The organism is Paenibacillus eucommiae (assembly GCF_017874215.1).
Classification (GTDB): Bacteria; Bacillota; Bacilli; order Paenibacillales; family NBRC-103111; genus Paenibacillus_AI; species Paenibacillus_AI eucommiae.
This window is the reverse complement of the sequence record NZ_JAGGLB010000005.1, coordinates 268707-281222: the sequence shown is the minus strand read 5'-3', so window position 1 is coordinate 281222 and position 12516 is coordinate 268707. Positions and strand designations below refer to the sequence as shown.

Genomic DNA, 12516 nt, shown 5'->3' with positions numbered 1-12516 from the left:
AGAACTTTTCACTGTCCAGAGTGTCTATGCTGTTCGTAAAAAGAAGAGTAAATCTTTCGAAAAGCAGAAGGGTTCATTTTGGTATATTGGGTGAAAATTCGGCTGAAATAGAAGCCATTGTGATACCCGCATAATTGCCCGATGTGGTCAATCGTATAATCAGTTTCAATCAAGAGGGATTTAGCTTTCTCGATCCGAATGGTATATAAATAACGGGAAGGTGAAATGCCGAAGTTTTTTTGAAAACGACGCGTCAGTTGTACTGGATGCAAGTTAAAATGTTGGGCCATATCTTGCAGCTTTATATCGCTTTCAGCCTCTCGATCAATCCAGTCTTTCACCGCCTGTATTAACGAATCTTGTGAGTCTTTCCCGCCGTGATCCCTCATTTCGGCTTCTTTGCAAAACAATAACCAAATATCGCAAACGTAATGGGTGACCCATCGCTGGCTGCGCTTGTCGTTTTGCTCGTATAAGTTAAGCAACTGACGGTAGTTGTTTAGTATTCGGTCCTGTTCTGGAGTTCGGAATATATAGCCGAACCAATCGTGCAGTAAACGGATAATGTGTGCCTCATCAGGACTTACGACTTCACGATACGTAAAGCAAATCAAAAAAAATGAAAGGGGATCGATAATGTTGCGTGTGAACTCGATATTCGGTGGAATAAGTACGATGTCACCTTTGACAGCTTCTCCACACACAGAACCGACAGTAAATGAAAAACGGCCTTGTTTGACGGCAATCATGGACCATACGGAAAAATCGCTGCTGGGAAATTTAAATTTCCTCTTCGCTTCCCAATACTCCATATTTCCGAATAAGTAAAGCGGGTACTCCAAAGGACCAACCAAATCACTCACTGAGTTTCCCCTCCAAAGACTTAGAGCTTGTGATAAAAGCTCATTTGTAGTTATTTTGTCGCAATGCCTTATCAATATTCTTAATGCTATTCTATCATAGATGAGTGAAATAATGTACAAATAATGTCCATTCCCTGCATGGTATTCCCTCCCACTTTCCATTATTATTTAATTTGAAAACGCTAACGAAAAGGAAGGAGAAAAGGTAATGCCGAGAGGCTATTTATTATATGAGGAGGTAAAGTTATGCAAAGAACACTTGTTAAAAGACTATCGTTATTTCTGTGCTTAGTAATATTTGTGGTTTGTATACCACAAATGGCGTTCGCTGCAACAGCTTCTGAAAATCGTACAATATTTTTGGAGAATGAATATCTAAAACTTAGAATTGATGATGGCAGCATGGGTGGCACTATTTCAAGTCTTATTTATAAGCCTCAATGGCTTGATTTAACTGGTGAGACCGTATCAACCGGCGGAGGGTTATTTCGGGATCGGGTGCCAGGAATTGTAGAGCTCTGGAAAGAGCCGAAGAGTGAAGTGGAACTATTTGAAAATACGGATGAGAAGGTTACTGCGTTGGTTAGATTAGTACCTTCTACAATGAATAAAGATGTGGAGATAAAGAAATACATCACCTTACGCAAAGGAAGCTCCTCTATAGAGACGAAATGGGAAATTACCAATAATGGAAATGAAAACCTCTCTACATTTTATTTTCCCTGGAATAACGTGATCCCGGAACGTGTGATGAATAGTTATATGCCGTCTGAAAATCTGGGCTTGCATAAAATCACAGACGCTTCACCTCCAAGTATTGAGCCCAGCCGCAATTGGATTGGAGCAATAGATGAAACAAAAAATGTGAGTATATCCTTTATCATGGATTACAATGAGCTTGCCATGCAATATCAGTGGAGAGGAATCGGCTTTAATACGCTGGAATGGATTTATAATGGGTTTAATCTGGCAACCGGTGAAACTTGGAGCACTACCTATTTTACTAACGTAGTGCCTTTGAAGGGAACCAATACCCTTGCCTATGCGTCACCTGAAATTAGTGTCAGCATCAATCAATGGAAGAATTTAAAGGCTGGAGAAAAAAACAGTCTTGCAATGGAAATAAATGCAGTTGAGGCCCTAGGTGATGTGGAAATTATAATCGAAATAACGGGTCCCAATGATTATGTTTACACTGCGCCACAGCCATTGAAGGCGAAGCTTAACATAACAAAGCAGGCTGAGATTAAGTGGGATTGGACGCCTCCTACGGAAGGAGCTTACCTTCTGAAAGCCAGTCTATATAAAGACGGAATAAAGCAAGAGTTAGGTAAGTCGCTGCAAAATCCATCCTCAGATATTGAGATTCCATTGGTGGCAGGTACTTATGATGAAACTGAAACCATATTCCCTGCATGGCCCCAAAAGGATGATGGCGGTGGCGAGTTCGAGCAAAGAAAAATTTCCGGCGGCATCTTATCGAATAATGCAGATATGGTTGTTTGGAGCGTACCCAGCTTAGAAAAAATATTTATGGATGATATCGTAGATTTGGAAAATAGCACGGCACAAAGGGGTTTAACTATCGAGCTGGCTAAGAGGGAGCGAGAAGCCGTTCAGATCGTGCTTTCTCCTGGAGAAGGTAAAGATATCCTAAATAGCTCGGTTGAATTTGGCAAATTTAAGAATGAAGACGGTGAGACTCTACCGGAAGGAAGTCTGAAATACAATCCGGTAGGTTATGTTTTCACGAAAAATGGTTCTCGTTTTGACCCAAATATTCGTACAGGCTATTGGCCTGATCCCTTATTGGAAACCAAAAATTTTGATGCAATAGGGGGACAGAATACACCCATTTGGATTACGGCTTATGCTGAGCCTAATGTTGAGTCGGGTATTTATAAAGGAAATGTGATCATAAAGAGCGGCACTGAGGAAGTTATTACGATTCCCATGAGCATTAATGTGTGGCCTTTTTCGTTGCCTGTAGCGTCTAAGCTTAAAACAGCTCTTGATTTTAGGACGGGCGGCAATGTAGACCCTAAACAAGCTGATTTATATATAGACAATTTTCTCGAGCATAGAATGTCTCCCAGAGGGGCAATGGGTTACGTTACGGCCCAAAGCGTAAGGCAAGATCCCGATTTTATTAAGTTCGATGCCAACATGGAGAAATTATTAGAGCAAGGCTTGACGAGCTTTGCTATTCATAGGGACACCTATTTAGCTCCGGACATAGCCAAAAAGATTTTTGCTCATCTCAATGAAAAGGGCTGGGATGATATGGCGTATGTTTATTTGACGGATGAACCTACTGAAGAGACCTATCCGAAATGGATTGAAATGGCAGATGAATGGAGAAAGCTTGTACCGGATGTAAAGATAATGATTACAACTTATCCAACGGAAAAGCTGGTAAGTACGGTTGACATATGGACTGTACCTGGAATGAGGGATGATCCTCAAGAGGCAAAAAACGCTTTGGAGCGAGGAGAAGAGCTGTGGTGGTATCATACAGATCCGCCGCATCCGAGTGCTAATTTCTTAATTGATATGCCGGCAGTGGATGCTAGAGCGACATTTTGGCAAAGCTGGCAAGCCTTTTTAGATAAAGGCTATACGGGATTTCTTTATGCGTGGTCGACATGGACCGGTGCCGATCCGTGGACAGAAACCGGGCCGTTCTTGTCAAGAAACGGACTCGAATCTCAGATTTACCCAAGTTCCGACGGTCCGGTGAATTCGATTCGCTGGGAAGTTATGAGGGATGGCATAGAAGACTATGATTATAGTTATATGCTATGGGAATTGCTGCAAAGAGTAGAGAAGGAAATGCCGGGAAGTGTAAATCAAAAGGAAGTAGTATATGCAAAAAATCTAATAGAATTTCCTGCGCCGTTAACTGATTATGTAGGGCAAGCAAACATCGTTGAAGTAACGGAAAAGTGGAGAAAAGAAGTTGCAGAGTCAATCATTTTCGTTATTGCTTTGTTGGACGGGGATACCTATGCGGTTACCTTCGACAGCATCGGAGGCAGCGCTGTAAATACTGCCAATGCTATGGGCGGCAGCGCGATCACAGCACCGGAAACACCAACCAAAGCAGGATATATATTTGATGGATGGTACAAGGAAGCCGAACTGTTAACGAAATGGAATTTTGAAACAGATAAAGTAACGGGTAGTATGATTTTATATGCAAAATGGATTGAGGGAGAGGCTCCCGTCGGTGCTACCATCAGTGCAACGTATGACGGCGTGAGTATTGCCAGCGGCGCGGTGGTTCTCTCAGGCAAAGAGCTGGTAATCACCGTTGCGGGTATAGACATAGACTCCCATACCTGCGCATGGAGCGGTGCAGGTACAAGCGGGCAAACGTCGGATTCCATTACGATCAATCCTCTTGATCGCATGGTTGATGCAACCTGTACGGTGACGGAATTAGAAACCGAGACATACAAAGTCACTTTTAACAGCATCGGAGGCAGTGATACAGCTGCTATTAGTGTTCCAAGCGGCAATGCAATCGTAATGCCTGCAGCACCAATCAAGTCAGGGTACACATTTGACGGCTGGTACAAGGACGCAGAGCTCGTACATGCATGGGATTTCGTAACAGACAAAGTAACTTCTGATATAACGCTGTATGCGAAATGGACACGGAAGACAATACCAACACCAGGACCGGAGCCATCACCTGCACCAAGTACAGGACCAAGTCCGGAACCAAGTCCGGAACCAACCCCAGTGCCCGAAATAAAGGTTGGGGATGGACAGGTAACAACGAGCATAACTGTAAAGCCCGTTACGGATGGAAACGGAAGGGCTGTAGCGACAATATCCGAGACACTGCTGGCGGATTCCATCGCTAAGGCTACTGCCGAAGCGGAAAAGCAGGAAACAAAGGCAGGGATAACGGTTAACATTGAAGTAAGTACGACAACAGATGCCAAGGCAATCGGCGTAGATTTAACAGCGGAGGCTTTAAAGAAATTCTCGGAAGGCAAAGCGGATGTTCTGACGATACAAACATCATTCGGAACCATGACCTTTGACAAAGAAGCAGTTGCAGCTATCTCTTTGCAGGTAGAAGGGACTGTTACGATAACTGCGACAAAGGTTGAGGATATGACACCGGAAATCCGGGAGAAGGTCGGGGACAGGCCTATCGTAAGCTTTGACATCGTCGGTTTGGACAAAGAAGTCACACAGTTTGGTAGGAATGCTACAGTAACCATACCCTATCAAATAAAAGAGGGTGAGGATCCGAACGCGATAGTAGCTTACTATATTAATAGTAAAGGTGAGCTCAAAGTCGTAACCAACGGGAAATATGATCCCTCTACAAAACAGATAACCTTCAAGACACCGCATTTCTCAAAGTATGCCGTCGGATATAACAAGGTTGACTTTGCGGATGTGAGGGATAATGCATGGTACAGCAATGCAGTAACCTTTGCGGCAGCAAGGGGAATAACCGAAGGAACAGGAAACGGAAGATTCGGTCCGGTTGACGACGTAACCAGAGCCCAAGCCCTGGTCATGATCATGAGGGCATTTGGCGTCAGCTCCGAAGATAATGCAGAAAACAACTTCAGCGATGCAGGAAATACCTATTATACCGGATACCTTGCAGCGGCAAAGAAGCTTGGAATCACTAGCGGCGTTGGCGACAATAGGTTTGCACCCGAGAGACAAGTGACAAGACAGGACTTGTTTGTATTGGTATACAATACCCTAAATAACATGGATGAATTACCAACCGCAACCGTAGGAAAAGACCTGTCAGGCTTTAAGGATGCAGGTAAGGTTGCAGATTATGCCAATAAGGCAGTTGAACAGTTTGTTAATGCCGATATTATCTCCGGAAGCAATGGTCATATATTGCCGGAGGATTCTGCAAGCAGAACACAATTTGTGCAGATTTTGTACAATATTATGAAATAAAAGAAATGGAGGAAACGGGTATATGAAACAAAAACTAGCACTTCGGATATCGGTACTGTCGCTATCCCTATTTTTGCTGTTGGGCATGCTGCTGGCTTCAGCGGAGCAAAATACGGCTGGACCGCTGGCGGGCAGGTCTGCAGCGACAATCTCCGGCTCTGCGATTGAGAACGATTGGTCTTGGATGACCGTGAATGACCTTAAAGCCAGTACCACTGTGTTCCACTTTGCAGGAAGCGAATGGTACGCGGTTGGATATAACGGCAACGCTGGAGGTGTTGCATCCATCCCCGGTACGATGACACTGTTTTCAGTCGGCGGGATTGGAGCAACGGCTCAATTTAACAAGCTGGGCGCTGCTGGGAACAGCTACATCGACAGTGATTTGAGGAAAGAGCTGACAACAGAGGTGCGATTCACCGAGATTGATTCCCGAGAGAGGTCGGTGATGGTCAGCCGCAGCTTAGAGGATGCGGGAATTCCTTCGCCCGAAGATCAATTGTGGGCGCTAAGTATTGATGAAGCCAACGCTTTGAACGTTGACTTGGGCAAAACCGGTGCCTACTGGTGGCTTCGATTGCCGGGAGATGCCAATAACAAAGCTGCGACCGTCAACACTGCGGGCGGCATCAATGTGGCCGGCAATTATATAACGTCTCTCTTTGCGGTTCGTCCCGCATTTCATTTGGATTTGGCATCAGTAGTCTTCGCATCCGCCGCTGAAGGCGGTAAAGTGACAACCGCAGGGCAAGCTCTGTCGGCTGTGACATCACCGGCTCAAAAGGCGAAATTGACAGTGATCGACAGCAATATAGACAACCTAAGCTTAACAGTGGCACAGCCAATCATCGATGGGATTGAAGAGATAACCTATGCTCCCGGTGACACGGTGGCAATTGCCTACAGCGATGCAAAAATCGCCGCAAACAAGTATGTGTCCTCCGTAATTACGGACAACAACGGTAACGTTATCCATTATGGTAAGCTGACCGGGGCGGAAAGCGGCACAGCTGTGTTTACCGTACCTGCTCTTGCGAACGGCAGTTATACCATCAAGCTGTTCAACGAGGAGGATAACGGTGATAGGAACACTGACTATGCCAGCGAGCCCGTTGAAATCAACATGAACGTAGTAACAACCTACACGGTAAGCCTGCCCGCTGGTACTGGGTACACTGTTATTGCGCAGAACGGCAGTTCCAGCCCTGTGAACCACGGCGGCGGCTACAGCTTCAAGGTGGAGTTGGATGAAGCATACAGCAAGTCAACGATTGAAGTAAAGACTAACGACACGACTGTTACACCTGATATCGACGGCGTGTATACCATCAGCAATATTACGGAAGACCAAACCGTCACGGTGACAGGTATCGAGCTGAACGACATTGCTACTGCTACACTCAATATCCAGAAGGACGACACAACATGGAGCGACCATGGCAAGATGTTCACGCTGAAGCTGAGCACAGATGAAGCAATAACAACAGACATGATCGGCGCGGGCGGAACGGTAACGGCAGTTGTTCCATTCGGCACATGGAAGATATACGAAGGCTCAGCCTACACCGGGGTGAATCTCACAGTTGACAATACAGGTGGCACAGAGACGCTGAACTATTATACCGTCAAGTTCACAGTTATAGATGCAGAGTAGGCTATAAAAATCAAGGTTACTATTCCTGGTCGAAGTGACTGGCTGACGGTCGGTGTCCCGGCCAGGAATTATTATTTAGAGGAAGTGAGGGAATGTGTGTATGAGACAAAAACGAACACGTCGGATAGTGGCATTGGCATTGTCACTATTGTTGATGCCGGTTGCGGCGGTGCCGGTTGCGGCGGTGCCGGTTGCGGCGGTGCCGGAAAGCAGCGCTGCCTATGAGGGCGACGGGAACACCGCCCTTACACAAGTCGTCCCCTACGGTTGGTCATCCATGTCCAACGCTTGGTCTTGGGTGAAAGTGAACGGCACGAAAACCAATACCACTGTAGTCCATTTTGCGGACAATAAGTGGTATACGGTTGGTTATAATGGCGGCGGCGTTGCGTCCGTTCCCGGCACAATGACACTTCTTTCCGTCGGCGGGATTGGAGCGAAGGATTATTTCAACCCTGAGGTGAAAGACGGGAGCCAATACATTCACAGCCAATTGAGGGCTGAGCTGACAAACGGGGTGCGATTCACTGGGATTGATGCAAGAGAGAGGTCGGTGATGGTCAGCCGTACGCTGGATGAGGTGACTGGTGAATGGCCAAAGGATCAATTATGGGCGCTGAGCGTTCGTGAAGCCAATTTGTTGAATTCCGATTTGCGTAAAACCGGTGCCTACTGGTGGCTCCGTTCGCCGGGAAACCCCGGTTACAATGCGGCGACCGTCAACACGATTGGCGGCATCAGAGCAACGGACGGCAATGTCGTATACAGTGAGTTTGATATTCGTCCTGCTTTTAACTTGGATCTTGCATCCGTCATCTTCGCATCTGCTGCCGAAGGGGGTAAAGCGGCATCCATAGGACAGCAGCTGTCAACTGCAACGGCGCCGATCGGCGCAGTCAAATTGACGGTGGTGGACAGCAATACAGACAATCTGAACCTAACAGTGCCACAGTCAATCATCGATGGAATCGAAGGGAGAACCTATGCCCCTGGCAGTACGGTAGAAATTTCCTACAGCGATGCAATAATCGGTACGGGCAAATATGTTTCCAGCGTGATTGTGGACAATAATGTCGGGAGCAATTATGGGGTAGTTACCCACTACGGCAAGCTGTCCCAAACGGCAAGCGGCATAGCTGTTTTTACAGTGCCAAGCGATCTGGCGGACGGCAGTTACACCATCAAGCTGTTCAACGAGGAGCACAACGGTGATAAGAAAACGGACTATGCCAGTGCGCCTGTTGTAATAAAAATGGCAGTAGAAACACCAACTCCAACTCCAACTCCAACGCATGCACCGGAGGATGGTGTACTATTCATGGAGAATGAATATCTGAAGCTTTCAATTGATTCCGCCGGTAACAAGGGCGGAGCTGTTTCAAGTGTTATTTATAAGCCAGATGGGCTTGACTTAACAGGTTCGGTAGGAGCGGACAAAAAAGGAGGATTATTCCGCGATCGGATCCCGGGGATTGCAGATTTATGGAATGAACTAGAGTACGAAGCGGAAATAATCGAAAATACGGAGGACAGGGTTACGGCTTTGGTTCAATTAATCCCTTCCGTACAGAGCCAAGGGGTAGAGGTAAAGAAATACTACACTTTACGCAAAGGAAGGTCTTCAATAGAGACCAATTGGGAAATTATCAATAATGGGAATGAAAGTATCGGTACCACGCCCTGGGTTTGGAATAACGTTCTCCCGGATCGCACAGCCAATTATTATATGCCGACCGAAAATCTAGGCTTGCATAAAATAACCGCAGAGTCGCCTCCAGGTATTGAGCCCAGCCGTAATTGGGTCGGAGCAATAGATATAATAAAAGATGTGAGTATCTCTTTTATCATGGATTACAATAAAATTTCAATGGACTATCAATGGGAAGGTCCCCACTTTAATACGCTGGAATGGGCCTATGAATCGATAGTATTAGAGCCCGGTGAAAGCTGGAGCACCACTTATTTTACTAATATCGTGCCATTGCATGACGAATATACCCTTGCTTATGCAGCTCCGGAGGTTACCGGCGGTATAAAGAAATGGCGGGAATTAGAGGTGGGGATAGAAAACAGCCTTGAAATGGAGCTAAGCTCTGTTGTTGCCCTGGGTGACGCAGAAATAGAAATCGAAATCATAGGGTCCGATGATTATAGGTTCACTGCTCCGAATACATTTAATGTGAATCTCAGCAACGAAGAACCGGCTAAAATTAATTGGACGTGGACTCCTCCTTCGGAAGGCACTTATCTTCTGAAAGCAAGTCTTTATAAAGACGGGATAAAACAACCTTTAGGAGAGTCTCTGCAAAATCCAACTCCGGATATTGAGGTTCCACTAGTGGTAGGCAAATATGCTGAAGATACAATCTTGTTCCCTGCGTGGCCTAGAGATAGCGGTGGAGGCAAGTTCGCGCAAAGGAAAATTTCCGGCGCTATACTATCACAAGAAACAGATCTAGTTATTTGGAGTGTACCCAGTTTAGAAAAAATATTTTTGGATGATATCGTAGATTTGGAAAATAGTGAAAATAGTTCGGCTCTTACTGTTGATTTAGCAAAAAGAGAACGAGAGGCCGTCCAAATCGTGCTTTCACCTAAGGATGGTAATGATTACTTAAATGCTTCTATTTATTTTAGTGAATTTATTAATGAAAATGGCAGCATTCTGCCTGAAGGAAGTTTGAAGTACAATCCTGTTGGTTATGTTTTCACTAAATCAGGTTCTCGTTACGATTCTAATATACGTACAGGCTATTGGCCTGATCCCTTATTGGAAACCGAATATTTTGATGTGGAAGGAGGACAGAATACGCCAATCTGGATTACCGTTTACGCTGAGCCCGAGGTTGAGTCGGGTATTTATGAAGGCAATGTAATCATAAAAAGCGGCACTGAGGAAATGATTACGATCCCGATGAGCATTAATGTGTGGCCTTTTTCGTTGCCTGCAACGCCTAAGCTTAAAACCGCTTTGGATTTTAAAGGGGTACCTGCTGAGCAGGTTGATTTATATATAGACAATTTCCTCGAGCATAGGATTACGCCCAGAAGTGCATTGGGTTACGTTACGGCTCAAAGCATAAGGGAGGACCCTGATTTTATCCATTTCGATGCCAAAATGGAGAGCCTTTTGGAAAAAGGCTTGAATACTCTTATGGTTCATAGAGATAATTACCTAGCTCCAGATATAGCCCAAAAGCTTTTTGCACACTTGAGGGAAAAGGGTTGGCTGGATATGACCTATGTTTATTTGACTGATGAGCCTACGGAAGAGACTTTTCCCACATGGATACAGATGGCAGAGGAATGGAAAAGCATTGTGCCGGATGTGAAAATAATGATTACCACTTATCCAACACAAGCGCTGGTAAATACGGTTGACATATGGAGTGTGCCTGGCATGCGGGATGATCCTCAAGAGGCAGAAAATGTTTTGCAACGAGGCGAAGAGCTGTGGTGGTATCATACAGACCCTCCGCATCCGAACGCCAATTTCTTAATTGATATGCCTGCAGTGGATGTGAGAGCGACATTCTGGCAAAGTTGGCAAGGATTTTTAACGAAAGGCTATACGGGCTTCCTTTATTCGTGGTCTACCTGGGTTGGCTCTAATCCGTGGGAGGAAACCGGCCCGTTCATATCAAGAAATGGAACCGAATCTCAAATTTACCCGAGTGAGAACGGTCCGGTGAATTCCATTCGTTGGGAGGTTATTAGGGATGGCATAGAAGACTATGATTATAGCTTTATGCTTTGGGAATTGTTACAGCGGGTAGAGCAGGAAATGCCGGAAAATGAAAACAAAGAGGAGGTTATAAAGGCAAAAAACCTTCTTGAATTTCCTATGTCTATAACTGATTATATTGAGCAAGCAAACATCGTCCAAGAAGCGGGAAAGTGGAGAAAAGAAGTTGCAGATTCAATTATTTTCGTAACTGCTTTGTTGGAGAGGGAAACTCTCGACGGTTCTACCATCAGCGCAACATATGACGGAAACGATATTGCTAGCGGTGATGTGGTTCTCGCAGGCAAGGAAATGGTCATCACCGTGGTGGGCAAAGGCTCCGACTTCTATACCTACGAATGGAGCGGCACAGGTACAAGCGGACAAACGACAAACTCCATTACGATAAATCCGCTTGACCGTGAGGTTGCTGCAATCGTTACTGTGACAGGCTTGGAATTGGAGGCAGCAAATCCGGAGCCTCCACCGCCGGAAACACTGTTGGAACCAACGCCGATACCGAAGTCGACGCCAGCCCCGACACCAACACCGGAAAAGCCGAAAGAATCGGAGAAACCAAACAAATCGGATGATGAGAATCCTTTTACTGATGTGAACAATAGTCACTGGTTCTATGATAGTGTCAAGTATGTCTACAATCATGGACTGATGAACGGTGTTTCAATCGACAAATTCAATCCGTTGGAGAAAGCCAGCAGGGGAATGATTGTAACTATTTTGTATACCCTAGAGGAACGACCGAAGGCAGCGGTAAACACCTTTAAGGATGTTGAAGTCGGGAAATGGTACACAGATGCTATTGCATGGGCTGCAGAGAATAAAATCGTAAACGGCTATGGTAATGAAAGGTTTGGACCGAATAATAATATAACCCGCGAACAAATGGCAGTTATATTCTTTAACTATGCCAAGCATAAAGGTTATGATCTGTTTGAAACCGCGTCATTGGAAAGGTTCACAGACACCGGGTTGGTTTCAGGCTGGGCAAGTGAAGCCATGAAGTGGATGGTTGGTTCGGGAACGTTGATCGGAAAAGGCAATAACATTCTTGATCCGGAGGGTACCGCTACTAGAGCGGAAATAGCATTAATAATGCAGAAATTTGCAGAGAAGTATAATAAGTGATGTTGGAGGGGGAGTGTCAAATGCTTAAGAGGCTTTTAATGCTACTCCTGATAAAATGAATGAAGGGTGAGCAATCACAATGATTGTGGGTAAGACGGAATTTGGACAAACTTATCCCCTTGTGCTCTGGAAAAGAAAGAGTTTATCCACTGGTATGAGCTTGAGCTGTTGGCAGTTTAGTT

The 12516-nt window shown here is 45.3% G+C and carries 4 protein-coding genes; 3 read left to right on the top strand and 1 reads right to left on the bottom strand.

All coding sequences use genetic code 11. The annotated features are described in order from the left end of the window. Positions 1-8 precede the first annotated feature (8 nt). Positions 9-863 carry a helix-turn-helix domain-containing protein gene (locus tag J2Z66_RS10590; protein ID WP_209971352.1) on the bottom strand — a complete coding sequence of 285 codons (855 nt, stop codon included), beginning with the start codon at positions 861-863 and terminating at the stop codon, positions 9-11. Positions 864-1109: 246 nt separating this feature from the next. Between J2Z66_RS10590 and J2Z66_RS10585 the strand changes: the two genes are divergently transcribed. The 3 genes from J2Z66_RS10585 (at position 1110) to J2Z66_RS10575 (ending at position 12334) form a co-directional block, all read left to right on the top strand. Then, positions 1110-5810 carry an InlB B-repeat-containing protein gene (locus J2Z66_RS10585; RefSeq protein ID WP_209971351.1) on the top strand — a complete coding sequence of 1567 codons (4701 nt, stop codon included), beginning with the start codon at positions 1110-1112 and terminating at the stop codon, positions 5808-5810. Between the two features lie 22 nt (positions 5811-5832). Next, on the top strand, positions 5833-7464 hold the full coding sequence (locus tag J2Z66_RS10580; protein ID WP_209971350.1) for a DUF6273 domain-containing protein: 1632 nt from the start codon (positions 5833-5835) through the stop codon (positions 7462-7464). 100 nt (positions 7465-7564) lie between these two features. Beyond that, the gene (locus J2Z66_RS10575; RefSeq protein WP_209971349.1) at positions 7565-12334 is read left to right on the top strand and encodes an S-layer homology domain-containing protein; all 4770 of its coding nucleotides are present in this window, start codon (positions 7565-7567) and stop codon (positions 12332-12334) included. Positions 12335-12516 lie beyond the last annotated feature (182 nt).

What these genes read in the sequence shown, in the direction of transcription:
- J2Z66_RS10585 (WP_209971351.1), top strand. Translation starts at nt 1,110, where the DNA reads ATGCAAAGAACACTTGTTAAAAGACTATCGTTATTTCTGTGCTTAGTA.
- J2Z66_RS10580 (WP_209971350.1), top strand. Translation starts at nt 5,833, where the DNA reads ATGAAACAAAAACTAGCACTTCGGATATCGGTACTGTCGCTATCCCTA.
- J2Z66_RS10575 (WP_209971349.1), top strand. Translation starts at nt 7,565, where the DNA reads ATGAGACAAAAACGAACACGTCGGATAGTGGCATTGGCATTGTCACTA.